A 26,218-nucleotide genomic window follows, 5' to 3' on the forward strand; every position below is an offset into this window, starting at 1 on the left:
GATCAATGCGCGGAACGACCGCCGACAGGAAATATGTGCCGGCGATCGTGCTGACGGTCGCGCTGTTCTTCCTCTGGGGAATGGCGAACAACCTCAACGACATCCTGATCGCGCAATTCAAGAAGGCGTTCACGCTTTCGGACTTCCAGACGAGCTTCGTCCAGCAGGCCTTCTACATGGGCTATTTCCTGCTCGCGGTGCCGGCCGCGCTGGTGACGCGGGCGAAGGGCTACAAGACCGCGATCGTCACCGGGCTGGTGCTGTATGCGGCGGGGGCGCTGCTGTTCTATCCGGCCGCGCATTACGGCGAATATCTGTATTTCCTCGCGGCGCTGTTCGTGATCGCGTGCGGGCTGGCGTTCCTCGAGACGTCGGCGAACCCGTTGATGACCGAGCTGGGCGACCCGAAGACTGCGGCCAAGCGGCTGAACTGGGCGCAGGCGGCAAACCCGGTCGGCACCGTCGTCGGCGTGCTGATCGGCAAGTATTTTATCCTGTCGGAGATCGTCCACGACGATGTGACGGTAGCGGCGATGACCCCGGCGGCGCGCGAGGCGTTCTATCGCAGCGAAGTCGTCGCGGTGCAGACGCCGTACCTGGTGATCGGGCTGGTCGTGCTGCTGTTCGCGGTCGCGGCCGCCGTGATCCGCTTTCCCGAGCACCGCGCGGAAGAAACCGTCGGCGCGCCGTCGCGGTTCGTCGACGTGTTCCGCCACCCGCGGCTGATCTTCGCGACGATCACGCAGTTCTTCTACGTCGGCGCGCAGGTGGGGATGTGGAGCTACACGATCCGCTATGCGCAGGCGAACGTCGCCGGCATGGCCGAGCACGATGCCGCCGATTACCTGTTCGCCAGCGTCGTGCTGTTCGGGATCGGGCGGTTCGTGGGCACCGCGCTGATGGGCCGGATCGCGCCCCCTCGCCTGCTCGCGATCTTTGCCGTGGTGAGTGCCGTGCTGGCGGGCGTGGCCGGGCTCGTCGGCGGACAGGTCGGGCTGTACGCGCTTGTCCTCGCGAGCCTGTTCATGTCGATCCAGTTCCCGACGATCTTCGCGCTCGGCATGGACGGGCTTGGGCCGCTCCGTCGCGCGGGCGCATCGCTGATCATCATGGCGATCATCGGCGGCGCCGTGCTGACCGGGTTGATGGGGCACATCTCCGACCTCGCCGGGATCGATACCGCGATGCTGGTGCCGGCGGTGTGTTTCCTGGTGGTGCTTGCGTTTGCGATGAAGGCGGGGCGGACGCTGTCGGGCGAAACCCTTCAGCCGACGATCCACTGAGCAACGGAGCATCACAGGCCAAAGACAGTTGGCAGGACCTCGCCACTAACCACCACCCCGGCGAAGGCCGGGGCCTAACTGGAAAGGTCGTCGTAACGTCGCGCGGCCCCCCGTTACCTTCGTCCCCCAATTGGGCCCCGGCCTACGCCGGGGTGGTTGCCTTCGTTGGCATGCATGAGCTTCAAGCGAGCTTTAGAACGACCAAGCCTCAAACCAGAATACCCCGGTCGATCTCCGCAATCGACCTGACCCCCGTCAGCGCCATCGCCACGCGCATCTCGCGCTCGATTAGCGTCAGCAATTGCGTCACCCCCGCCTCGCCCCGCGCCGCCAGCGCATACAGCCATGCCCGGCCCAGCAACACGCCGTCCGCCCCCAGAGCCAGCATCCGCACCACGTCCAACCCTGACCGAACTCCCGAGTCCGCAAGCACCGTAAGCTGCCCCTTCACCGCCTCCGCGATCGCCGGCAGCGCCGCCGCGCTCGACAACACGCCGTCGAGCTGTCGTCCGCCATGGTTCGACACCACGATCCCGTCCGCACCGATTGCCGCCGCCTCGCGCGCATCGTCGGGGTCGAGGATGCCCTTGATGATCAACGGACCGTCCCAGCCTTCGCGGATCCACTCCAAATCCTTCCACGCGATCGACGGATCGAAGTTGCTGCCGAGCCAGCCCATATAATCGTTCAGCCCGCTCGCCTTGCCGAGCACCGGCTCCAGATTGCCGAGCTGGTGCGGTCGGCCGTGCAAGCCCACGTCCCACGCCCAGCCGGGACGGCCCATCGCCTGCAACATCCGCCGCAGCGGCGCGCGCGGCCCCGACATTCCCGAATGCTGATCGCGGTAGCGCGCGCCCGGCACCGGCATGTCGACGGTGAACACCAACGCCTTCGCGCCTTCCGCCTTGGCCGTCGCCAGCAGGTCACGCATGAACGCGCGGTCGCGGATGACATAGAGCTGGAACCAGGTCGGCCCGGTCGGCGCCGCTTTCACCACCTCGCCCAGCGAACACAGCGACACGGTCGACAGGCAGAACGGTACGCCCGCGGCATGCGCCGCACGCGCTGCCTGAGTCTCGCCGCGACGATGGTACATCCCCGCGATCCCGACCGGCCCGAGCCCGACCGGCAAAGCCTGATGCTGGCCGAACAACGTCGTCGACAGATCGAGATCGGACACGTCGCGCAACACTCGCTGGCGCAGCGCGATTCCCGACAGGTCGCTCACGTTGCGGGCGAGCGTCGCCTCCGCATAGGAGCCGCCATCGGCATAGTCGAACAGGAACCGCGGCAGCCGTTTGCGCGCAGCCTCGCGAAAATCCAGTGTCGATGCGATCGTCATGCAACGTCTGCCCTATTGCGTGGAGGCCAGCCACTTTCAGATATGAAACTGATGGCGATCGTGATCCGATGCGGCATAAGGACACGCCTTGCAATGACGACTGCGCCAGCCATGCCCCAATCTGCGTCCGAACCCCCACCCCCCTCCGCGCCCCCCCCCGCGCCAACACCCGACCATCCCGATCCCAAAACGATCGGTACGGGTCCACGCGTCTATTCCGCGCCCGCGTTGGAAAAGGCGATCGACATCGTCGAACTTCTCGCGCGCGAGCCGAACGGCCTGACGGTCAGCGAAATCGCCAACCGTCTCTCCCGGTCGATCAGCGAACTCTTCCGCGTGATCGTTGTGCTCGACCGGCGGGGGTGGCTGCACAAGGATCCCGACAGCGATCGCTACCGCGTGACCTACAAGCTGCTGGAAACCGCCCACCGCGCGACGCCGGCACAGGAACTCGCCCACGTCGCTGCGCCCCTGATGCAGGCGCTATCCGCGATCGCGGTGCAGTCCTGTCATCTCGTCGTCGTCAACGGCACGTCCGGGCTGATCATCCTCAGACAGGAAAGCCCAGGTCCGACCGGTTTTGCCGTCCGTCTCGGCACCAGCATAGCGTTGGCGACGAACTGCTCGGGTCACGTCCTGCTGGCCTTCATGGCCGCCGACGCTCGATCCGCGATACTCGACGCAACGATGCCCCCGGCAACCCGCGCCGCGCTCGATGAGTCGCTCGCCGCGATCCGCGAGCGTGGCTATGAGTCGATCCGCTCTGCTCGGATGGGCGGCGTTTCGGACATCAGTTGCCCGATCTTCGGCTTTGACGGCCATGTCGTCGCCGCACTGACCATCCCGTTCCTCGAAGTCCTCGACGAAACCCCGCATATCTCGGCGGACGAAGCGCTGGTCGCGCTCAAACGCACCGCGACCCGGATTTCCCAAGCACTCGGCTGGTACGAACCCAGCAACCCGCCCGCCGGACGCAAGAGAGCAGAACCATGAAAACCATCATCCTGTCACTGACGGCGCTTCTGCTCAGTACGGAAGCACCGACCATCGCGTCACCGACTGCAGTCCCCGCCACGAAGGCGGTCGCGGCCGATCGCCTCAACCTGAAATGGTGGGCGGATCGGCATGCGGCGATCCTGGCCACACTTGCTCGACATCCGAACCCTTCCGTCGTCCTGATCGGCGACTCGATCACCAACAATTACGACAAGGCGACACCGCCGGACGAGAATTTCGCACCGACCTGGGCGACCTTCTACGCCCCGCGCAGTGCGCTGAACCTCGGCTTCAGCGGAGACCTGACCGACCACGTCCTGTGGCGGCTGCGTCACGGCGAAGTGGCGGGCATCCGCCCCAAGGCGGTCGTGCTGTTGATCGGCACCAACGATACCAACGCCGCCGGTCGTACCGCGTCGCAGGCGCAAGGGGGGATCGATGCCGTGGTCGATGACCTGAAACACCGCCTGCCAACTACGAAGATCCTGCTGCTCGGACTGTTGCCGAGCGCAATCACGCCCGCCAAATCGGCGACCGATACGGCCGTGAACGCGTATCTCGCGCGGCGCTATGCAGCCGATCCCCGCGTCACCTACCTCGATATCGGGGCGATCTTCCGAAAGCCCGACGGCACGCTGAACGATACGCTGTTCTACGATCCGCGCCTGCCGCAGCCCGGCAAGCCTCTACACCCCGATACACGCGGTCAGCGGATGATGGCCGAGGCGATCGAACCGACGCTGGCGAGACTGCTCGGCGAGCCGCCACGATGAACGGCCAGGTCGGCTAGGGTTTGCAGTGCTGTTTGCGATGGAGCGGGTGAAGGGAATCGAACCCTCGTCACTTGCTTGGGAAGCAAAAGCTCTACCATTGAGCTACACCCGCGGATGGCGATCTACGCCTGTCGCTCCGGTTCATGCACCGGCTTTCGATGGTCGGCCGAGTGCCACAGTCCTGGCGGCGGCGTCAACGCCAAATCGTCCCGCCTGCCTTGTGCCGACGACCTAGCCGCGCAGGCCGAAAACCTGCGACCGGTCGGCTTCGGGGACCAGTCCTTCGAGTACCGCCCAGAACCCGGACACCGCGCTCTGTCCCGCGCTGGCATACGCCTCGGCCATCCGTATTCGCGCCGCCTCGAACAGTTCGCGCTCCATCTTCGAACCCTCGGCCGTCAGCCGCAACAGCCGTTGCCGCCGATCGCGTTCGCCCGGCCGCGTCTCGACCAGCTTGCGCTCCGCGAGTTCGTTCAGGACGCGGCCGAGCGACTGCTTGGTGATCGCCAACAGCGAGAGCAATTCGCTCACCGTCATGTCGGGCTTGCGCGCGATGAAGTACAACGCCCGGTGGTGCGCGCGGCCCAGCCCCTCCTCGGCCAGCCCCTGATCGATCGATCGGGTCAGGTGACTATAGCCGAAATACAGCAGCTCCATGCCGCGGCGGAGTTCGGGTTCGCGAAGGAACAGGGGTGAAGCGGACGAAGCTGTGGCAGACATGTTGACCGGTTTAGACATCGCCCGTAGTCGTCGGCAACCCCGCCACGAGAGAGATTTTCGATGTCCGCTCCAGCATTTGCGCAATCCGCAACCTTCCGGCACGAACCGAACGCGACCCCGGTAGAGGCAAACGAGCGGGCAAAGCGGCTGATCGACCCCGGTTTCGGGCGTGTTTTCACCGATCACATGGCGATGATCCGCTACAGCGAGACCGAGGGCTGGCATGACGCGCGCATCACCGCGCGTGCGCCGCTGACGATCGATCCGGCCTCGTCGGTGCTGCATTATGCGCAAGAGATTTTCGAGGGAATGAAGGCGTATCGACTCGCCGACGGCCGCACCGCGCTGTTCCGCCCCGAGGCCAACGCGCGTCGCTTCCAGGATTCGGCGCGGCGTCTCGCAATGCCCGAACTGCCGACCGAGCTGTTCCTCGAATCGGTCGAGCGGCTGGTGAAGACCGACGCGAACTGGATCCCGGAAAGCAATGGCGGCGCGCTGTACCTGCGCCCGTTCATGTTCGCGTCCGAAGTCTTCCTGGGCGTGAAGCCGTCCGCCGAATATCTCTACATGGTGCTCGCCTCATCGGTCGGCGCGTATTTCAAGGGCGGCGCCCCGACCGTGTCGATCTGGGTCAGCCAGCAATACACGCGCGCCGCGCAGGGCGGCACCGGCGCCGCCAAGTGCGGCGGCAACTACGCCGCCAGCCTGCTCGCGCAGTCCGAGGCGATCCGCAACGGCTGCGATCAGGTCGTCTTCCTGGATGCCGCCGAACGCCGCTGGGTCGAGGAGCTGGGCGGCATGAACATCTTCTTCGTGTTCGACGACGGCAGCATGGCGACCCCGGCCCTCACTGGCACGATCCTGCCCGGCATCACCCGCGACTCGATCCTGACGCTCGCACGCGCGAACGGCATCGAGGTTCGCGAGGAAGGCTACACCATCGACCAGTGGCGCGCCGACGCGGCGAGCGGCCGGCTGGTCGAGGCGTTCGCCTGCGGCACCGCTGCGGTCGTGACGCCGATCGGTACCGTAGCCAGTCCCGAGGGCCGCTTCACGATCGGCGACGGTGCTCCCGGCGCGCTGACGATGCGGATGCGCGACGCACTCGTGTCGATCCAGCGCGGCACCGCCCCCGACGACAACAACTGGCTGCACCATCTCGCCGATTGACGTCCGCAAGGGCTTTTCACAGGCCGCCGCCCCGCTATAAGGCCGCCTCTGTTGGGGCGTCGCCAAGTGGTAAGGCAGCGGCTTTTGATGCCGCCATGCGCAGGTTCGAACCCTGCCGCCCCAGCCAATTATTGATCTACTCATATCAGCAAATCCTCGCCTTGGCACAATCGACTCGAGACGCCCTACCCCGCTAGTTGCTGCAATAGACGAGCGTCTGACTGAACAACCTCGCTAAAGTACGTTTGCGGAGGGGGCTTTCCGAACTGATGCCAAAGCCAATTGCGTTTGCGCGTGCGGGACTGGGTCATCGCAGTGCTGCTTTACCCGCCCCACTTGGCATGCGCACCCACATCGCTGTAGACTAGGGAATGCAACTGACCCGGCCGCAAGCTGAATCGCTCGCGCGCGACGGCATGGCCGCGCTCCGCAACGGTAACGCGGCACGCGCGTATGACACGTTGTCCCTTTTACGCGATGGTGCGCCGGGCATGCCCGCGCCGTGGTTCCTGATCGCTCAGGCGGCGCAATCGCTCGGCCGCGACGATGAGGCGGAAACGGCGTTGGTGCAGTTCCTGGCAGCCGAACCGCGCCATCTCGCTGCGCTGTTGACGATGGCCGCGCTTAAGGTCCGACGTGGCGACGACCGCGCGGCGCAATCTTTCTATCGTACCGCGCTGAACGTCGCCGCGCTTCCGAATGCGACGATCGCGCCTCCGCTCGTGCCGATGCTGAGGGCGGGTGAGGCGTTCTTGACGGATTGCGCGAATCGGTTCGCAGAACATCTCGGCGATGCGCTGGCCGGGACTCGTCTGGCAACCGGCACGTCGGGTGGGCGCATCGGGTACGCCCTCGACCTGCTACTGGGGCGGAGCGAGCTGTATCTGCAACAGCCATCGATGTTCTATTTCCCCGGGCTTGCGCAACGCGCGTTCTTCGAGCGCGACGAGTTCGCATGGGTTGCCGCCATCGAAGCCCAAACTGCGGAAATGCGCGCCGAACTCGAAAGCGTCGTTGCCGCCGAAAAGGGTTTCGCGCCCTATGTCCAATCGACACCCGACCGCCCCGCGCCGGCCAACCCGTTGCTCGACGATCCAAGCTGGAGCGCGTTCCAGTTGTGGCGCGGTGGCGAGCGCGTCGAACCGAACGCATCGTCATGTCCGCACACCATGGCCGCGCTCGACCATGCACCGATCCCCGTGATCGCGGGCCGGTCGCCGATGGCGATCTTCTCGTTGTTGAAGCCGGGCACCCACATCCTGCCACATCACGGGATGCTGAACACGCGCCTGATCTGTCATCTGCCGCTGATCGCACCCGAAGGATGCGGGCTGCGGGTCGGCGCGGAGACGCGTGCGTGGCAGACCGGCGAGATGCTGATCTTCGACGATTCGTTCGAGCATGAAGCGTGGAACCGCGGCACGGACTCGCGGATCGTGCTCCTGTTCGAGGTTTGGCGGCCCGAACTGACCGCCGACGAACGCGCGGCGTTGACCGATATTTTCGAGGCTATCGACACCTATCAGGGCGCGGCGGTCGACGCGGGCTGAGCCCATCGCTGCCAGGGACCCGTGGGCACCGACCTCAGTCGGCAATATCTCCGCTGTTGCCGAGCTTATTGCCGAGAGATCCGAACAGGTGACGGAGCATGATTGTCTCGTCACGCGTCAGATGCGGATTCCAGACATCGACGATCAGAACCGCGCGGATCGTGTCGCCATCGTTCCAAGCCTCATGCTCGATCGTATCGTCGAACACGAACGCCTCGCCGACACGCCATTCGCGGGTCTCGCCGCCCACACGGAACCCGCATCCGTCAGGCACGATCAGCGGTAGGTGCACGACCGAGCGAATGTTGCTGACCCCGGTGTGCGGCGGCAAATGCGTCCCGGGTTTCAGAATGGAGAAAAATGCGGTCGGTGCGCGGCCGGGAATATCCGCCAGCGGCAGCGCATCGAGGACCGCCGCGGTCTGCGGACAGCGCGCGCAGACCGCATCGTCGCGGACGCCGTAGCGCCAGAGATAGCGTGCGCTCCACTGGTCCGAGCGATCGAGTGGGCTCCACCGATTGGCTGGCGTGCCCGGCGGCATCGCGACATAAGGCGTGAAGTCGGACGATGGCTCGGCAAGCAGCGCCTCCAACTCGGCACGGATCGCGGGCGTCGCCGCCTCGAAATCGGAGAGCCACCCGAACTGATCGCGCGAGAAGAATTCATCGGCCGGCAGGAATGGGAAATGCATCCCGTGCGGCGCCGGTGCATAGATCGTCCGACGCCCGAGCATCGCATCGACGCACGCGTCGAACCGCCGGCGTTGCGCCGGGCTCGCGCCCGCCCGCAGCGCCTGCATCGCAGCGTCGACATCGTCCGAGAGCGCGCGCGTGTGGAGCGCGATCCGCTCGGATGCTCGCGCCAGCAATTGTTCGAGCGGTGGCGATCGATCCGCTATCGATTGGACGATCGTCGCCACCCCACCCCAGCGGAACGCCGCCTGCGCGCCATTGCCGATCCTGTCGTGCAGCTCGGCGAGGCGCACGTTTGCCATCAGATTACGCTGGTCGAGCGCCAGCGCCCGCTCCAGCGCGGCCTGTTCCGCCGTGGCATCGCCAAGCCCGCGATACGCGCTCGCCAGGTTCATCCAGAGCGGCGCCGCGGCGGGATCGGCGTCCGCTGCACGCCCGAAATAGGCAGCAGCGGCTTGGTCGTCGTGCCCGAGTGCAGCCATCCCCAGCGCATTGAGCGCGACGGGATGGTCTGGTGCGATCGTAAGGATCTCGCGGAACGCCGCCCCCGCCCGCATTGCATCGCCCGCACGGTGCGCATGGTCGGCGTTACGCAGCAGCGCGTCGACCCGCTGTGCCGATTGACTGCTCATATCGACCGCCAAGCGCCCTTATTTCCCGCCCGTCGCCGCACGATCGACCACGTCCTGGCCTACAGCGCGACCTTCCTGGGCGATCCGAGTCCATTCCGCACGTGTATGGCATTCACGCCGTGTCTCGACCAACGAGCCGGACGGTGCGGACCGTTTGCAGATCTGCCGCTCCGGCTTGGCAGCGGCTTTGGTCGGCGCCGGTGATCCCGGTTGCTGTGCGAACAGCGGGCTCGTCGCGACGGCAATCGTCGCCAAGCCCACCGTAATCCGTTTCATCATTACACACCCTCCCCTGCTTCGACGTCCGTTCCGATATCATGCCCTATCCACCGGTATGCACAATCGGAAAACAACATCCCGGCGCCCTCGCTGGTGGCGATCAGAGCCGTGATATGCGATCCCGGTCTCATGAGCATCTCCGCGCGATATCCCTCCACCACGAATACCGGCTCCATCCCCGCCGCTCGGATCGCCGACCCGCAATGGCTCGCGCATCGCTACGATCCAGGTCACGACGCGGTTCACCTCATCGCCGCGGACCGTGCCATGCGCAGCGCAGCGACGTTCCTGACCGACGAATTTCTGCCGACCGCAACCGCGCCGATCGTGGTCCCCCGCCAGCAGGCGATCGCGATGGTCCCACAGGTCGATCCGGTCCATTTCATCTTCCATTCGGCGTATTGCTGTTCGACGCTGCTTGCGCGGGTACTCGACCGGGTCGGATTCGCATCGACGCTCAAGGAGCCGCTGATCCTCAACGACCTCGTCGGCTGGAGGCACCGCGGCGGCAACCCGGCACAAGTCGCCGATCGGCTCGACGGCGCTCTTACGCTGCTCTCGCGGGCGTTCGTGCCCGGCGAAGCGGTGATCGTTAAGCCGTCCAATGTGGTCAATGCACTCGCCCCGACGATGCTGGCGCTCCGTCCCGAAGCGCGGGCGGTGCTTTTGTATGCGCCGCTGCGTGTTTTCCTCACGTCGATCGCGCGCAAGGGCATGTGGGGCCGTTTATGGGTACGCGAGCTGCTCGCCAAGCAACTGGTGGATGGAATGGTCGACCTGGGGTTCGCGGCCGAGGACTATTTCCGGCTGACCGACCTGCAGGTCGCGGCGGTCGGCTGGATAGCGCAGGCCGACCTTTTCGCCGCGCTCGCGACGCGGTTTCCGGGGCGAGTGCGATCGTTGCAGAGCGAGGCCCTGCTCGCCGCCCCACGTCCGGCGCTGGCCGCAATCTGTACGCTGTTCGGCCTAGCCGACGATGCCGAGACGATCGACGCACTGGCCGCGAGCGAGGCGTTCGGCCGCAACGCTAAGGACGGCAAGGCGTACCGTGCGTCCGATCGCAGCCGCGAACAGATCGCCGGCGCGGCTTTCCACGCCGAGGAAATCGACAAGGTGCTGGTCTGGGCCGAAGCGGTTGCGCGCGGGGCGGGCGTCGCCTTGGATCCACCAGCGTCGCTGCTCGCCTGAGGACAGCGCGATGCGGGGTGTGCACTGCCCCGATAATCATCGAGCCCAAATAGCCCCGTTATCGCTGACCCCGTTGTCGCAGATTTGGGACGGTGCATTTCATTGGTGCCGAACGAGTCGGCGCACGCGATATGGATGGCAAACACGATCCCCACCGAACAAAAAAAAAGGGCGGCTCATGCGAGCCGCCCCCAGATCGGATCGTCGAGATCCTAGAAGTGCAGTCGAGCACCAACCGCAAAGCGGCGGCCCAGAGCGTCGTAGGTCGACGGATAAGTGTTGCCGCTGTTGAACGAGGTCGATCCTGCACTCGCACCGACGAATGGCGGTTCCTTGTCGAACAGGTTCTGCACCGTGATCGTCAGGTCGAAATTCTCCGCGACGTTGAACCGCGTCGACAGGTCGATGTAGTTGTACGCCGGTATCCGGTTCAGATCATACGTGCCGCCACCGAGCGGCGTGACTACGCCCGAGTACAGCGTACCGGCATCGGGTTCGTACCGAACGCCGTCGATGTGGCGCCAGAGAACCGACACGTCGACCGCATCGAAGCTGAACGTTGCGCGCGAGTTCCAGTAGAATTCCGGCTGGATCGACAGGCAGTTGACCGAATAATAGCCGGTGCAATCACGATTGAACGAAGTCGGCGTTGCCTGGAACTTTGAACTGTTCGTCCAGTTGCCCTGGAAGCTCAGGCTGAGCCGCGTAAAGCCAAGGTCCCGCCGATAATTGACACCGAGATCGATGCCGTCGGTCTTCAGCTTGCCCAGGTTGGACAAGGGCGCAAACAGGCCCGGAGCAAGTGCTGGAAGGCCGTCGAGGCCACCGGTATTCGAGTTACGACGGATCGACGTGCAGGCCGGGTCGCTGGCAGCCGCTGCGGAGACGTTGGTGTACGGTGCGGGACCGAAGCAGGAAGAGATGACATCGCCGGGGGTCGGCGTCGTGATCGCACCCTTCACCTTGATGTTGTAATAATCGACGGTGACCGAGAAGCCCGGAATGATGCTCTGCGGCTGCAGCACGAGACCCAGCGTGTAGGAGTCCGACGTTTCCGGACGCACATTGGGGTTGCCGCCCGACGTGACGTTGGCCTGCGCCGACGTTGGATCGATGATGCTGCCGATGGTGCCGATCGGTGCACCCTGCGCAAGGCAGACCGCGCGCAGATTGGCATTGGTCGTCGGCAATGCGCCCGCGCAGGGGTCGGTCGCGAGGTTGGTCAGGGTGGTGTTCAGCGGCGAGAACAGCTCCGAGATGTTCGGCGCCCGCACCGCGCGCTGATAGGTGCCGCGGAACTTCACGCCATTGACGGGCTCCCAGTTAGCACCGCCCTTGTAGGTCGTGGTGTTGAACGTCGGTGCGCTCGCCGTGTCGACCTTGTAGTGCGAGTAGCGGACGCCGCCTTCGACCGACAGCATCTGGAAGAACGGACGGTTCTCGATCAGCGGAGCGATGATTTCGCCGAACGCCTCCGATACCTGATAGCCGCCGTCGATGTTCGGCGATGCACCGCCGGCACCACCCAGGTCGTTTGCCTGCGCCAGCGAGTCGGCCCGCTGCGACGCAGTATATTTACGATATTCGCCGCCGAGTGCGAAACCGATCGGGTTGCTGGCAAACGGGCTGGAGAAACCCACGTCACCATTCAGCAAGGCGCGTGCCTGTGCCAGCGTAGTCCGTACCGTGGTGGTCGATTCCGCGGTGAGGTAGGGGACCTGATTCTGAGCGATGCTGCCATCCGGCCCAAACACGTTGACGGGAACGCAGCCGGTACCAGCGCCGATCGCAGCGGCGCCGGCAACCGGCGAACCGCCCAGGCAGGTTGCGGTGTTGGTGGCATAGACCGCCGACGCGAAGCGCGAGTTGAGCGTGTAGCCCTGCTGCGTCGACGTGTTCTCCGACTCGCCATAGGCGCCCGATACGTCGAGCTTGATCGAGTCGGTCAGGCCGACCCGGACCCCTGCCTTATAATCGAAGATCGTCGTCACATACTTGCTGATGCGCGGGCCGACTTCGGTGGTACGGCGGGCAAGCGTGACGCCAGGGTTGCTGTTGAAGCCTTCGCCTGCCGAGATCGTGCCGTCGTTGTTGACGTCGGCCGCAACGAAGGTCGCTGCACTGTTCACGCCAACCGCACGGAAGTTCGGATCGGTAACGCTCGTCGCAGTCGCCGCAGCATTGCACTCTGCGACCGAGAAGCGCGGACGGTAGATCGTCGCACGCGGATCGACGTCGAACGCGCAATATTGCTGACGCAGGGCAGTCGGCAGATACGGGTTGGACAGGGGGATGGCGACCGGGATGCCGAATGCACCCGACGGCGCGATGATCGTGTTGACCGTGTTCTTCGAGAACAGGCCGCGCGTGTACACCTCTACGGTGTCGGACACGTCATAATGCCCTGCGCCGTACATGTTGAAGCGCTCGAACGGCGTCTGGAAGATGTTGAACGGGTTGAAATTGAACGGCGCATACGCGGCGACCGCGCGACCGGTGATCGGATCGATCTGGCGACCGCCGCCGTTGGCTACCGACGCGCTGGTGCTGGGAAGACCCGTTGCCGGATCGATCGGCCGCGTGCCGGTGACCGTCGAAGGAACGGCCGTGCCCGAACCAGCCAGCGCCAGGTTGTTCGGATTGATCGAATTCAGGCCGAAGAACGATTGCTCGCGCTCGCCCTGATAGACTGGATCGGCCTGCTGGTAGCCGACCGAGAAGACCGCGTTGCCGCGGCCGTCGTCGAAGTTCGCGCCGATCGTTATGTCGCCGCGGAAATACGCGCCGTCGCCACGCTCGGTGATCTGGTTCGAGACGGTGGCTTCGAGACCAGAGAAGTCCGACCGCGTGATGAAGTTGACGACGCCCGCAACCGCGTCGGCGCCGTAGGTGGTTGCAGCACCGCCGGTCAGTGCATCGACGCGTTCGATCAGTGCGAGCGGGATGTTGTTGAGATCGACGCGCCCGGCGAGGCCCGACGGCACGAGACGGTTACCGTCGAGCAGGACGACGTTACGGAACGAACCGAGCCCGCGAAGATCGACATAGGATGCGCCGCCATTGCCGTTGTTGACGGCCGAACCGATGCTCGGAACCGCACCCGGCAGGTTGCGCAGGATCTCTTCGGCGGTGTTCGACTGGCGGAGACGGATCTCTTCCTGGCCGATGACCTGGACCGGCGAGGACGCGATCAGCGCTGGGTTCTTGATCAGCGAGCCGGTGACGACGATATCGCCCTGACTGTTGTCGCTGACCGGCGCCGCTTCCGACGTCGTCATGCCGACTTCGCCCTGAGCGTTCGCGCCTGGCGTGGTCGCCTGGGTCGCGGTTGCGTCGCCAGCGCGGATCCCTGAATTGTCAGCCTGAACCTGCGCGAACGCTGGCGTGGCGAGCGTTGCCGCTCCCATGAGAAGCGTGGTCGCAAGCAAGTGTGCACGAGCAGCAGATGTCATATTGGCCCCTTTTTGCCGGCGCTTGCGCCGTGCATTTCTCCCCGGACAAAACCGGTTCTGAGGGAGATGTACCGACCGTGAATGGCGCATCGCAACAAATATCGTCGATTCGGTCCTTTTTAATTCTGTTTGCGACGGCAGCGTGACATAAGCGCAACATAATGTCTGTAGATGGTCCCGTCCGGGACATTCCTGTCCTTTGCCTGCATCGAGATTGTACAATGCGTCATTTACCCCCCCTCTGCGTACCGCTCGTACTCCTGGCTTTTACGAGCATTTCCTCTCGTGCGGGCGCGGCCGCCGCGGCCGATCCGGCCTCGTCGAAGACGTTGGACGTTCTTGCCGAATGCCAGGAGGTCGCGGCCGATCCGGCCCGGCTGGCCTGCTTTGATGCGGCCGCTCGCCAGATCGCGAGCGCGCGCAAATCCGGCAGCTTGTTGGCGCTGGATCGCGCGACGGTCGTGGCCAGCAAGCAGCAGCGTTTCGGGCTCGCAGATGCAGCAAAAAATCCGCTCGGTGGTGGCGAGGCGGACCGGCTGACGAAAGTGACCGAAGTGAAGACGACGATCACGGGGGTAAATCCGTCGATCTATGCACGGTTCTTGATCCAGCTGGCCAACAACACGGTGTGGGAAACGATCGAGCCGCTGACGCTCCCGCCCCGTCCCGGTACGGCGGTCATCATCAAGCAGTCCGGTTTTGGCGGATTCAAAGCGTCGATCGCCGGTGAACGCCCCGTCTTGGTCAAGCGTCGGCGATAGCGACGGATCGACGACAGAATTTACCGGAGGCGCGGCGAGGAGCCGTACCTGACTGGATACGTATGCGTCATCGCAGCAGGAAGGATCCCCGGAGAAAGGCGGACACCTAGAGAAAAACCGCCAAGACCCCGCGTTTGGATCGCGTTAGGAACTTGAATATCCGGATAACGCGTGGTCGGGCCGTACCGTAGAACCAGATCTCCACGCCGCCGCAGCGACCAGCCAGCGCCGGTCTCAAGACGCTCAATACCCAACGGTAGCACCGTGCCAAGCGCCCGCCCTCACGCTGTCCGCCCGCACCCTATCCTCCCCCCCCCCAAACGCCCCCATTCGACGCCGATAGCCGGGCGCAATCCCCCCCCACCCCCAGACCCGCTTGCCGCCCGTCCGCGACCCGCTAAGCAGGAGCGACCGCCGTTCTGCCGGAGCCCCCGATGCGCCTTACCGTCACCGCCGCCCTTCTCCTCGCGACCGCCGCGCCTGCCTCGGCGCAGACGCTTCATCAATATGGCGCGCTCGCGGTGTCCCCCGCGGGCGATCGCACCGCGACCATCGAGAGCAGCGGTGCGCACGGGGTGGTGACGCTGCGCAGCGTCGCCGACGGACGCGTGGTGCGGACGATCGATCCGTGCGCGACGTGCAGCTATGCCGGGCTGACGTTCGCCCCCAATGGCGACCTGGTGTTCCTGGTCCGCGACAGTGCGGCCGGCAACGTCCGGCTGACCTACGCCGACGCCAAGACGACGCGCACCGTCGCGACCGTCGCGGGCATCGCCCAGACCCCGCGCGTATCACCCGACGGCAAGCGGATCGCTCTGCTGGTGACGCTCGGTGCCGCCAAGGAATCGGGCGCGACACAGGCCGGCGTCCGGATGATCGGCGAGATCGGCGAGAAGAGCGACGAGCAACGCCTCGCGGTGTTCGACATCGCCAAGGCCACCACGACGGTCACGCCGCTATCGCCCGCGGGTCGCTACGTCTACGAATATGACTGGACGCCGGACGGCCGCGGGTTCGTCGCGACGACTGCGCTCGGCAACGGCGACAACAATTGGTGGGTAGCGACTCTCGACGCGATCGATGCGCAGACCGGCGCGGTCCGCTCGATCGCCAAGCCGACGACGCAGATCAACCAGCCGCGGGTGTCGCCCGACGGCCGCACCGTCGCCTATGTCGGCGGCCTGATGAGCGATTTCGGCTCGATCGGCGGCGACGTCTTCACGGTCGGGCTCGCGGGCGGCAACCCCCGTAACGTCACCGCCGGCGCCAAGTCCACGGTCACCACTATCGCCTGGACCCGCGGAGGCCTGCGCACGGTGACGCTCGCCGGCGACCAGATGCAGTTCGGCACGCTCACCCCCGGCCAGCCGGTCGTGCCGGGCTTCGCCAAGCCGGCAAGCTCGAGCGCAGGCGATGGCCGCGCGGTGTTCTCCGCCGACGGCCGGATCGCCGCCGCCGTGGTGCAGGATTACGAGCACGCACCAGCGATCTACGCCGGCCCGCTCGGTTCCCGCGAGCAGGGCGTGAAACAGATCACGCACGACAACGACGCGATGCCAGCACTCGCCGCCGCCCGCAGCATCAGCTGGAAGAACGAAGGCTTCGACGTTCAGGGCTGGCTGCTCGCACCCCGCCCCGCCCCGGGCACCGCGCCAACCGGCAAGGCACCGATGATCACGATCGTCCACGGCGGTCCGGCGGCGGCCTCGACGCCCAGCTATCTCTATCCGACCTCGCTGAACGCCGCCCTCGTCAAGGCCGGCTACTACGTCTTCCTGCCTAATCCGCGCGGCAGCTACGGACAAGGCGAGGCGTTCACCGCCGCGAACAAGCGCGACTTCGGCGGCGGCGACCTGCGCGACGTGCTGGCCGGCGTCGATGCGGTCGAGCGCGTCGCCCCGGTGGACGACAAGCGCCTCGGCCTTGGCGGGTGCAGCTATGGCGGGTTCATGGCGATGTGGGCCAACACGCAGACCAACCGCTTCAAGGGCATCGTCGCGGGCGCCGGCCTGTCGAACTGGGTCAGCTATTACGGCACCAACGGCATCGACCAGTGGCTGCTGCCGTTCTTCGGCAAGTCGATGTACGACGACATGAAGGCGTATGAGGACGTTTCGGCGATCTATCACGCGAAGACCGCCCAGACGCCCACGTTCATCTATGTCGGCGAGCGCGATATCGAGGTGCCGCCGACCCAGTCGATCGAATGGTGGCACGCGCTGAAGGACCGCAACGTACCGGTCAGCCTGGTGATCTATCCCGATGCCGGCCACTGCGTGACGGGCCCCGAACAGTCCGCAGACGTCCGCCAGCGATCGATCGCGTGGTTCGACAAATACGTGAAGAACGCCAAGTAGCATTTGGGCGGCCGGAGGACTTCGGGATAGGCAGACGCATGCCGCAGAACCGCTATTACCAGGGTCCCCCGTCCGACCATTTCGATGGCGTGCGGTTCTTCAATCCGCGACAATCGCCTACGGACCGCGGCCTCAAAGACGTGCTGCGATGGAAGCTCGGGCGCGGCGCGGCGACATGGCCGCGCGCGGTGCCCGTCACCCCTGCCAAGCCCACCGCGCGCGTCGACGGGATCCGCGTCACGATGGTGGGTCACGCCTCGCTGCTGATCCAAGTGGCCGGGCTCAACATCCTGACCGACCCGGTCTGGTCTGAGCGCGCGAGCCCCGTCTCGTTCGCCGGACCGAAGCGCGTGACGGCGCCCGGCATCGCCTTCGACGACCTGCCGCCGATCGACGCGGTCCTTATCAGCCACTGCCATTACGATCATTTCGACGTCGCGACTTTGCGCCGACTTCAGGCGGCACACGCGCCCCTGTTCGTCCTGCCGCTCGGCAACGATACGATCCTGCGCGCCGCCGTGCCCGAAGCCAGATGCGTCGTCGGCGACTGGTGGGACCGCCTGTCGATCCGCGAAGATATCACCACCACGATCACCCCCGCCTATCACTGGGCGAACCGCTGGCCGAGCGACGTCCGGATGGCGCTATGGGCCGGGCACTGGCTCGACACCCCCGCCGGCGCGATCTGGTTCGCGGGCGATACCGCTTACGGCAATGGCGCGATCTTCGGCCAAATCAGCGAGCGTCTCGGTGCGCCCGACGTCGCGCTGATCCCGATCGGCGCCTACGCCCCGCGCTGGTTCATGGCAGGGCAGCATGTCGATCCCGACGAGGCGGTGCGTATCTTCACCGAGGTCGACGCGAAACAGGCGCTCGGCATCCACTGGGGCACGTTCCAGCTCACCGACGAAGCCCGCGACGCCCCCCAAATCGCGCTGGCCGAGGCGCTGACCGCCGCCGCGATACCCCGCGAGAGGTTCGTCGAAGCGCCGCCCGGCGGCGTCTTCGATTTCGGCTGATCGAGGGGAGACCGAACCCCGGAACCGAGAAATCGGTCGCGCATGTGAGCCGATCGAACGGTCCAAACGTTATCCACGCATGACAGTACGAACTTTACGGATGCGGCTCGCTTCGGGTTGCATGCCGGTCCTGGTCCTGGCGCTCGGTGGATTTGCCCCGGCGCCCAAGACCATCGCCCCGCCAAAAACTGCCGCAGAGAGTCCGCCTCGCGTCGCATCGAAGCCCGCATCGAAGGCAGTGGGCAAGGCCACTCCGGCCAAGGCTGCCTGGACTGCTTCAAACATTGCGGTGTTCGATCAGATCCTTGCCGACCGTGCACGACACGGCCTCGATCGGGTCGAGTTCCTCTCCGCATCCGGAGAAGGCGCCCCGCCCATCGACGATGCCGCGCGAACCAAGGCTGCCCTCGACTATGCGGGGGCCCTCGCGCGGGGCCGCATCGATCCCGCCTCGCTGCATCAGGTCTACACGCTGCCCCGGCCCAAGGTCGATCTCGCCACCGGCCTCTCCCGCGCGCTGGCAAAGGGCGACCTCGTCGCATGGTTCGACGCCCTCGCGCCGCAGGATGCCGAGTATAAGCAACTCTCCGACGCGTATCTCGCGTTCAGCGCTAAGGCGTCGACCGCAACGCCGGTGCAGGCGATCCCCTCCGGCGTGATCCGCGTCGGCAACCGGGACGCGCGCGTCGCCACGATCGTCGAGCAGCTCGTCGAGAGCGGGTATCTGCCATCCTCGACCGACCCGCTCGCCGTAGCGCCCGTACCGACGCCCTTTTCGCCAACGCCCCTCGCGCCAACCGCGGCGCCGATGATCTACACGCAGGCAATGGCCGAGGCGCTGAAAGGGCTCCAGACCGACTACGGCATCGCCGCAGACGGCGTGGTCGGACCCGAGACGTTGAAGGTTCTGAACCTCGGCGCGGGCGACCGTGCGCGCGCGCTCGCGGTCGGGCTCGAACGGCGGCGGTGGCTTGCACGAACGCCGCCCGCCACCCGGATCGACGTCAACACCGCCGCCGCGCAGCTTCGCTATTACCGCGACGGCACGATGATCGATCAGCGCAAGGTCATCGTCGGCGAACCCGGCCGCGAGACACCGGCGCTGTCGTCGCCGATCTATCGCCTCGTCGCGAACCCGACCTGGACCGTGCCGAAATCGATCCAGAACGGCGAGATGGCCAATGTCGGCGAAGACTATCTCGCCGAGCATAACATGGTCGTCCGCGATGGCTGGATCGTCCAGCAGCCGGGGCCAAGCAACGCTCTCGGCATGGTCAAGTTCGACATGGCGAACGATCAGGCGATTTACCTGCACGACACCTCCGCGCCGGGGCTGTTCGACCGCAGCCAGCGTCATCTGAGCCACGGTTGCGTCCGCGTCGAGGATGCGCTCGGGTTCGCGCGCATACTCGCGGAGGACGAAGGCGTCGGCGAGGCCTGGCAGACCGCGCAGGACTCGGGCGAGACGAGCTTCGTCCCCCTGCCCCGCCGCATCCCGGTCCGGTTGCTGTATCACAACGTCTATGTCGACGATTTCGGCAAGGTCGCGTTTCGGACCGATCCTTACGGCTGGAACGATCCGATCGCGGAGCAGCTCGGCTTCGTCAAAGCCTCCGCCAAACGGGCCGAGGCGCAAGCGATCGATATCGGGCCTTAAGTCGCTTTCGACGTCTCGGGCCCTAAGTCGCTTTGGGCGTCTCGGGCCCTAGTCGCTTGCGACGTCTCGGGCATCGCGAACGTCTTCGACAACCCGTGATACAGCTTCTCGCGACAGACCCATTGGCTGGCGGCATCGGCGATGAACGCGGTCGCGAACATCGGCAGCATCAGTCCGCGGCTGGCGGTCGTCTCCGACAGGATGATGACCGCGGTCAGCGGCGCGCGGACGACGCCCGCGAAATACGCGACCATGCCCAGGATCACGATCGCGCTCGCGGGTTCGCCGGGAAAGATTTCGCGGAGCAGATTGCCGACGCCCGCACCGACCGCGAGCGACGGCGCGAAGATCCCGCCCGGCAACCCTGCGATCGCGGTCGCGGCGGTCGCGACGAACTTCGCGGGTCCGAACCATAGGGGCGCATCGACACCGACGATCATCGCGCGCGCCGCGGAATAGCCCGTCCCCCAGGTCAGGCCGGTGAACACGCCCAGCACCGCGACGACGGCGCCGCACGCCCCTGCGAACTTGACCGGGTTCGCGCGCGTCCACGTCGTCAGTCGATTACGGCTCAGCGCCATCGCCAGCAACGTGCGGGAGAACAGGCCACCGGCCATCCCGCCGGCGATCCCCGCGATCGGCGCCACCAACAGTGCCGACAGCAGCGGCAAATGCGCGCCGATCGCGCCGAAATAGATGTAATCGCCCTGCACGGACTGCGCGACCATTCCGGCGATGACGATCGCGGCGAGCACCAGCAACGTCACGCGCTGCTCGTACGCCGACGCCAGTTCCTCGATCGCGAACAACAGCCCGGCTAGCGGCGTGTTGAACGCAGCCGCGACACCTGCCGCACCACCCGCGATCAGCACCCCGCCCCTCAACGGTACGCGGACGATCCGGTGGGTCGCGCCCATCACCGCCGCGGCTAGCTGGACGGTCGGCCCCTCGCGCCCAACCGACGCGCCGCCCAGCACCGCGCCGATCGTCAGCACGGCCTTGGCGGCGACGGTGCGTGGCGAGATCAGCGTCCGTGTCGCCTCGTTCGGATCGGCCTGTGCCGCGATCACCTGCGGAATGCCCGACCCACGTGCGAACGGTGCGTACCGCCGGGTCAGCCAGACCAGTCCCATGAACGTCATCGGCGTCGTCAACAGCGGCAACCAGTGCCAGCTCTTCGCATACCCCGCGAACACCTCCGCCGCCCAGTCCGCCGCTTCGGCGAACAGCGTCGCGACCACCCCGACCAGGATCGCCCCCGTCAGGATCGCCGCACGCGTCCGGAACTGCACCGACCGCGGCCCCCGCGCACGCAACAACGCGCGGTACCGCGACGGCGTCCAGCGCTTCGCCGGCACGAGATGATCGAAGAACCCAGCCATGACGTCGATCTAGATCATGCCGCCCGCCCCGTCACCCGCTTGCGGCTTGGCTGCCCGCAAGCCTCTGCGAACCGGTAACCGATTGACATCGTCCCGATATCTCACAACGATAGCGCTATCACAAAAATATAAAGAGGATGCTTCGTGGACATTACACGACGGGACGGACTGGGAATGCTGGCGGGGCTCGCCGCCACCGCGGGCGCAACGGCACATGCTCAGGCACGGTCGATCCTGCGCCCGACGGGCGCCGACGGGAGCCTGCAATCGCTGGCAGCAGCGAAGGGCATGCGTCTCGGTTCCTGTTTCGCCTGGGGCGCACCCGGCGCCGACCGCGGCTCGTTCGCCAACCCCGCCTATGCCAAATTGCTGAAGCGCGACTGCGGGCTGCTGGTCGCCGAGAACGAGATGAAGTGGCAGGCGCTCCGCCCCAGCGCGACGACCTTCGACTTCACCCGGTTCGACGCGATGATGGCGTGGGCCGACGCCAACGCACTTCCGGTACGCGGCCACAACCTCCTCTGGCACCAGCCCAAGTGGATGCCGAAATGGGAGGAGAGCCACGACTTCGGTGCCACCCCCGCGCGCGCGGCGGAACAGTTGCTCGTCCGCCACATCACCACGGTGTGCCAGCGCTACGGCACCCGCATCCCCAGCTACGACGTCGTCAACGAGGCCGTCACCCCCGCCGACGGCACGCTGTACGATACCGCCCTCTCCCGCGCGCTCGGTAGCCCCGAGGCCACGCTCGACCTCGCCTTCCGCACCGCGCGCACCGCGGCCCCGCATGCGCAACTCGTCTACAACGACTATATGAGCTGGGAACCGGGTAACGCGCAGCACCGCGCCGGCGTCCTCAAGCTGCTCGAGGGGTTCAAGGCCCGCGGCGTTCCCGTCGATGCGCTCGGCGTCCAGTCGCACCTCGTCACGCAGGGCACCGACACCCGCACCACGATCGCCGCGCTCGAAGGCGAATGGCGCCGCTTCATCGATGCCGTCACCGCGATGGGCTATGCCATCGTCATCACCGAACTCGACGTCCGCGACAACGATCTCCCCGCCGACGTCGCGATCCGCGACCGGGGCGTAGCCGACTTCACCCGCGGCTATCTCGATCTCATGTTCGCCTACCCGGCGCTGAAGGACGTGCTGCTCTGGGGCATGACCGACCGCTACAGCTGGATCGAGGGGTTCGAGCCTCGCAAGGACAAGGCCCGCCGCCGCCCCTGCCCCTACGACGCTGCCTTCGCGCCCAAGCCGATGCACGCCGCGATCGCCGCCGCCTTCGCCGCCGCACCGCGCCGCTGACCAAAAAAAGGGGCGCTCCGTACGACGGGGCGCCCCAGGGGGGAGATGATAGCCGGCCGACCACTCCGGTCGGCCGGCATCCGCGCTACTTGATCGCGACGCGGATCGAGAAGGTGAAGCGGCGATCGTTGATGAACCAGTTGCGTGGTCGCGTCAGCAGGTCGTCGTTGATCACATAGGACGTCCGCGTGATCGAGTTCGTCAGGTTCACGCCCTGGAAACCCATCCGCACCGAAGGTGTGATCGAGTAGAAGATCGAGGCGTCGACCTGACCATAGGACTCTGCGAACACCGGTGAGTTCGGTACGATCACGTCACGAATGGTGAGCAGGTTCTTCGAACGCCAGTTATAAGCGGCGCGTACTTCCAATCCGTTGCGCTGATAGAACGGCCCCACGTTGACCTGGTATTTGGACAGCCCCTGCAACGGCAGACCGGCCGTATCGATGTTGGAAATGATACCCGCGGTAACGTTCGGATCGTTCGGGTCGAGAGTCTGTTGCGGCACGCCGGACGATTCGATGTACGTAAAGTTTCCGGAGAAGCCGAGCCCGGCCAGCATGCCGGGCAGGAAGTCGTACGTCTGCTGGTACCCGAGTTCGAGTCCCTTCAATCGACCGGTATCGGTCGAGTTGAGCGGGGTCGTCACGATACCGTCGAAGCTCACACCGTTGTTCGTGAAGGTCTGACGCTGCAGGCTGTTGGTCTGCACGCCGAACAGATTCTTCTTGAACAGCGACAGCGTCAGCTGGCCGACGTTCGAGAAATACCATTCGGCGGTCAGGTCGTAATTGTCGGCACGCACGGGCTTCAGATACGGGTTGCCCACGGTGAAGTTCGCGATCGGCCCGCCGTTGAACAGGATGTTCTGGTCGCTGGTGTTGAGGCCGACATTGTAGAACGCCCGGGTCTGGTCGAAGTTTGGCGGCGCGACGCTCTTGGTGAAGGCCGCACGGAACTGAATGCCACTGCCGACCGCCAGCTTGATGTTGAAGCTCGGCAGGACATAGTCATAGGTCAGCCTCGCGGCGACTGGCGACAACGCACCGTTCTGAAATGCCGCCGCGGCCGCCTGTGTGGCCTCTGGCAAGGCGCAGAAACGCGATACCGTCGCACCGGTTGCGATCTGCTCCGGCGTCAAGGCCGGACAGCTGAACGACTGTTGCGGGAACGAGTAGAAGCCTGACGAGATCCGGCGTGTCTTCGTATAGCGCACGCCGACATTGCCGCTCAGGTTCCACCCGTTCGACAGGTCGTTGCCGAACCGCACGGAAAGATACGCGGCATTGTTGCGCTCGCTGACCGGATTGATCTCACCCGGCAGGAACGGCGTGCCGGCCACTGCGCCAGCCCGCCCAGCCAGCGGAACCCAGCCATTGGCGCCCGACAGGTTGCTCGTGAAGTTCCGCCATTCCTGGGCGATCTGGGTGATCGCCTGGGTCGCGGCGCCGTAATCCTGGAGGAAGCCTCCCGGTATGAACACGCGCCCGCCATTGGACGCGTCGTTCGCCTGCCCCCGGAAGAAGTTGTCGTAGAGGAACGCCTGCTGCGGACCGAGTTGGCCGGCGTCACGGGTCGCCGGATTGCCGTCGATCGGCCGATCGAACCAGACCGGGCCACCCGAACCGACCGATGCGGTCGCGTTTGGATCGGCAGCCGTCGGCGCCGGGACGGTACCGCCACCCCAGATCTCGCTGAGCACGCCCCAGTTGTACGCTGTCGAACGCGCATCGTTCTGACGGTCGGAGAATCGATAACCGCCGCGGATCGACGTCAGCCAGCTGTCCTCGGGGAACGAGTAATCGAGGTCGATACGCGCCGAATCCTCGTTACCCTTGCTGTCCTCGATGTGATCCATCGCAGCACGGTAAAAGTTGTTATAGGGATCGGTTAAGCTGGGGTGCGCGGCATTCTGGTAGTTGTTGGGCTCGTTGGTGACCGGCACGAAGTTCACATAGGCCGGATCGTTGCCATTCAGACGTATATCCGCGTTCTGATAGCTCGTGCCCCATACCGTCAGGTCGGTTACCTTCACTTGCGACCAGACATGCTGATAGTCGACGTTGACGCCCAGTCGGCTTGTCGCCTGCCATTTGAAGTTGAAGCTCGCGTCGTTGGTGCGGAACCGCGATTGGTTGCCACGCGCGATGTTGTTGCTCTGCAGGCCGTTGGTCGGCGTCCGCATATCGGCAGGCGCGGTCTGGTCTGCGCGGAAGCCGTTGGGGCCGGTGATCAGGCCGCTGGTGAAGACGTTGTCGTCGTCGAAGGTAAAGCTCGTGCCGGGGAAAGGCTGCGTATCGCCCGCCGCCAGCACGTTGTCCGTCGCCACTTCGATCGAATTCTCGGTCCAGGCCTCGCGCGAGTCCGTGCGGAGAAACTGTGCCGTCGCGGTCATCGACCTGTCGGGGCTCCGCCATTGACCGGCCGCCGAATAGCCATAGCGCGTACGATCGAATTCCTGGCTCCGGATCGCGGCACCGCGCGGGAGATAGGTCGTGCGGGCGAACGGCACCGTCACCGCAGCCGCATCCGCCGTTGCGGGGGTCGCGATGATCGAGTTGGGATTGTTCGGATCTATGTTGCTGGGCTGATAGAAGACGCCGTTCGTCCCCTCCGGACGCTCGCCCCAATTCGAGATCTGCACGCTGTCCGCGCGGCTGCGGACCTGCGAGCGGACGAAGCTGCCGAGCAGACCGAAATCGCCGATGCCGGTTTCCCAGCGGTCGCTGGCGAGCACCGATACGGTCGGCGCCGACTTCTTGACGAAGTCGCCGTAATTGTTCTCCAGCGTGCCACCGATGGCGAACCCGACGGAGTCGAACGGCAGGCGCGTCCGCAGGTTGACCGTACCGCCGATACCGCCTTCGATCATGTCGGCCGATGGGCTCTTGAACACATCGACGCCGCCCAACAACTCAGACGGCACGTCGGCAAACGACAAGCCGCGACCGTTGTTCGCGCTGAACGAGTCGCGTCCGTTGATCTCCGAGCGCGTGTAACTCAGGCCGCGAACCGTGACACCCGACCCCTCGGTCGAGAAGTGATCCGGGTCGACGCCAGCCGAGAACCGGCTGATCGATACACCCGGAACGCGCTGCAGCGCTTCGGTCACCGAACGATCCGGCAATGCACCGATATCCTCGGCCGAAATCGAATCGACGACGACTTCGGAATTCTTCTTGATCGCCTGCGCGCTCTGCAAGCTGCGGCGAATACCGGTGACGACGATGTCCTGGCTGGCGGCCTCCTCCTGCGGGGTGGCAGTGGACTGCTCGGCCTGCGTCGGCACGGCGCCACCCGACGGAACCTGTGCGTTCGCGGACGGCTGTGCTTGCCCGGATCCGCCAGTGCCGACAGCAGTGCCGGCACTCGGCGCCAAGACACGATCTGAAGGTGCGGTACGCTCGAGCGCGTTGGGAGTCGGCGTGCTCGGCGCGGAAAGGGAGTCGACTTGCTGGGCGGACAGCGCTTGCGGTGCCGCGGCCAGGCACAGCGCAATCAACGATGCTCCGCCTTTCAAAGCACCAATACGACGCGACGCAACTAGGATATTCACGGTGGTCATGACGATCGGCATCCCCTTTTACAGATAGCGCTATCATTTGTTGGCGCGCTTTATCTGCCGGGTGAGGTAGCGTCACACGAATGTAACAGCTA

Annotated in this window: 18 protein-coding genes and 2 tRNA genes; 12 read left to right on the forward strand and 8 right to left on the reverse strand. The window is 65.5% G+C overall.

The genetic code is table 11. The annotated features are described in order from the left end of the window. Positions 1 to 5: 5 nt before the first annotated feature. Complete coding sequence (fucP, locus tag U1708_RS15465; protein ID WP_332746707.1) at positions 6 to 1,283, forward strand: L-fucose:H+ symporter permease; 1,278 nt, start codon at positions 6 to 8, stop codon at positions 1,281 to 1,283. A 208-nt stretch (positions 1,284 to 1,491) separates the two neighbouring features. On the opposite strand, the gene lldD is transcribed toward fucP, so the two are convergent. Then, complete coding sequence (gene lldD, locus U1708_RS15470) at positions 1,492 to 2,625, reverse strand: FMN-dependent L-lactate dehydrogenase LldD (RefSeq protein WP_332746708.1); 1,134 nt, start codon at positions 2,623 to 2,625, stop codon at positions 1,492 to 1,494. Positions 2,626 to 2,853: 228 nt separating this feature from the next. On the opposite strand from lldD, the gene U1708_RS15475 reads away from it, so the two are divergent. Together U1708_RS15475 and U1708_RS15480 are read left to right on the forward strand one after the other, a co-directional pair. Further along, positions 2,854 to 3,618, forward strand: coding sequence for an IclR family transcriptional regulator (locus U1708_RS15475; RefSeq protein ID WP_332746709.1), 765 nt, complete (start codon positions 2,854 to 2,856; stop codon positions 3,616 to 3,618). Beyond that, positions 3,615 to 4,394: a GDSL-type esterase/lipase family protein gene (locus tag U1708_RS15480; RefSeq protein WP_332746710.1), complete on the forward strand. Its 780-nt coding sequence runs from the start codon at positions 3,615 to 3,617 to the stop codon at positions 4,392 to 4,394. Before U1708_RS15475 ends, U1708_RS15480 begins: the two co-directional genes overlap by 4 nt. A gap of 38 nt (positions 4,395 to 4,432) precedes the next feature. Here U1708_RS15480 and U1708_RS15485 read toward each other — a convergent pair. Further along, positions 4,433 to 4,506 (reverse strand) — tRNA-Gly (locus U1708_RS15485). A gap of 119 nt (positions 4,507 to 4,625) precedes the next feature. Next, positions 4,626 to 5,114 carry a MarR family transcriptional regulator gene (locus U1708_RS15490; RefSeq protein WP_307084279.1) on the reverse strand — a complete coding sequence of 163 codons (489 nt, stop codon included), beginning with the start codon at positions 5,112 to 5,114 and terminating at the stop codon, positions 4,626 to 4,628. Positions 5,115 to 5,174: 60 nt separating this feature from the next. Here U1708_RS15490 and U1708_RS15495 point away from each other — a divergent pair, with 60 nt between their 5' ends. From U1708_RS15495 to U1708_RS15505, 3 genes are all read left to right on the forward strand, one after another. After that, complete coding sequence (locus U1708_RS15495; RefSeq protein WP_332746711.1) at positions 5,175 to 6,284, forward strand: branched-chain amino acid aminotransferase; 1,110 nt, start codon at positions 5,175 to 5,177, stop codon at positions 6,282 to 6,284. Positions 6,285 to 6,336: 52 nt separating this feature from the next. Beyond that, positions 6,337 to 6,411, forward strand: a tRNA-Gln gene (locus tag U1708_RS15500). 244 nt (positions 6,412 to 6,655) lie between these two features. Next, positions 6,656 to 7,834, forward strand: coding sequence for an aspartyl/asparaginyl beta-hydroxylase domain-containing protein (locus U1708_RS15505; RefSeq protein WP_332746712.1), 1,179 nt, complete (start codon positions 6,656 to 6,658; stop codon positions 7,832 to 7,834). A 34-nt stretch (positions 7,835 to 7,868) separates the two neighbouring features. Here U1708_RS15505 and U1708_RS15510 read toward each other — a convergent pair whose 3' ends face one another. Beyond that, positions 7,869 to 9,158, reverse strand: coding sequence for an aspartyl/asparaginyl beta-hydroxylase domain-containing protein (locus U1708_RS15510; protein WP_332746713.1), 1,290 nt, complete (start codon positions 9,156 to 9,158; stop codon positions 7,869 to 7,871). 18 nt (positions 9,159 to 9,176) lie between these two features. After that, positions 9,177 to 9,437 (reverse strand): hypothetical protein, encoded by a 261-nt coding sequence (locus U1708_RS15515; protein WP_332746714.1) that lies wholly within the window; start codon positions 9,435 to 9,437, stop codon positions 9,177 to 9,179. A gap of 129 nt (positions 9,438 to 9,566) precedes the next feature. On the opposite strand from U1708_RS15515, the gene U1708_RS15520 reads away from it, so the two are divergent. Continuing rightward, the gene (locus U1708_RS15520; RefSeq protein WP_332746715.1) at positions 9,567 to 10,625 is read left to right on the forward strand and encodes a hypothetical protein; all 1,059 of its coding nucleotides are present in this window, start codon (positions 9,567 to 9,569) and stop codon (positions 10,623 to 10,625) included. A 212-nt stretch (positions 10,626 to 10,837) separates the two neighbouring features. On the opposite strand, the gene U1708_RS15525 is transcribed toward U1708_RS15520, so the two are convergent. Then, complete coding sequence (locus U1708_RS15525; protein ID WP_443030062.1) at positions 10,838 to 14,032, reverse strand: TonB-dependent receptor domain-containing protein; 3,195 nt, start codon at positions 14,030 to 14,032, stop codon at positions 10,838 to 10,840. A gap of 374 nt (positions 14,033 to 14,406) precedes the next feature. Between U1708_RS15525 and U1708_RS15530 the strand changes: the two genes are divergently transcribed. The 4 genes from U1708_RS15530 to U1708_RS15545 all read left to right on the forward strand — a co-directional run bounded on the left by U1708_RS15530 (position 14,407) and on the right by U1708_RS15545 (position 19,871). Next, complete coding sequence (locus U1708_RS15530; RefSeq protein ID WP_332746716.1) at positions 14,407 to 14,838, forward strand: hypothetical protein; 432 nt, start codon at positions 14,407 to 14,409, stop codon at positions 14,836 to 14,838. Positions 14,839 to 15,272: 434 nt separating this feature from the next. Next, the gene (locus tag U1708_RS15535; protein ID WP_332746717.1) at positions 15,273 to 17,195 is read left to right on the forward strand and encodes a S9 family peptidase; all 1,923 of its coding nucleotides are present in this window, start codon (positions 15,273 to 15,275) and stop codon (positions 17,193 to 17,195) included. A gap of 38 nt (positions 17,196 to 17,233) precedes the next feature. Beyond that, positions 17,234 to 18,214 carry an MBL fold metallo-hydrolase gene (locus U1708_RS15540; RefSeq protein WP_332746718.1) on the forward strand — a complete coding sequence of 327 codons (981 nt, stop codon included), beginning with the start codon at positions 17,234 to 17,236 and terminating at the stop codon, positions 18,212 to 18,214. Positions 18,215 to 18,335: 121 nt separating this feature from the next. Next, positions 18,336 to 19,871 carry a L,D-transpeptidase family protein gene (locus U1708_RS15545; RefSeq protein WP_332746719.1) on the forward strand — a complete coding sequence of 512 codons (1,536 nt, stop codon included), beginning with the start codon at positions 18,336 to 18,338 and terminating at the stop codon, positions 19,869 to 19,871. Here the strand turns inward: U1708_RS15545 and U1708_RS15550 are convergent. Further along, positions 19,868 to 21,253, reverse strand: a complete 1,386-nt coding sequence (locus U1708_RS15550; protein WP_332746720.1) for a chloride channel protein — start codon at positions 21,251 to 21,253, stop codon at positions 19,868 to 19,870. The genes U1708_RS15545 and U1708_RS15550 overlap by 4 nt on opposite strands. 144 nt (positions 21,254 to 21,397) lie before the next feature. On the opposite strand from U1708_RS15550, the gene U1708_RS15555 reads away from it, so the two are divergent. Beyond that, a complete protein-coding gene (locus U1708_RS15555) occupies positions 21,398 to 22,561 on the forward strand; it encodes an endo-1,4-beta-xylanase (protein WP_332746721.1) in 1,164 nt (387 codons plus the stop codon). A gap of 85 nt (positions 22,562 to 22,646) precedes the next feature. On the opposite strand, the gene U1708_RS15560 is transcribed toward U1708_RS15555, so the two are convergent. Further along, positions 22,647 to 26,126 (reverse strand): TonB-dependent receptor, encoded by a 3,480-nt coding sequence (locus U1708_RS15560; protein WP_332746722.1) that lies wholly within the window; start codon positions 26,124 to 26,126, stop codon positions 22,647 to 22,649. Positions 26,127 to 26,218 lie beyond the last annotated feature (92 nt).

This window comes from Sphingomonas arabinosi (assembly GCF_036663715.1).
GTDB lineage: Bacteria > Pseudomonadota > Alphaproteobacteria > Sphingomonadales > Sphingomonadaceae > Sphingomonas.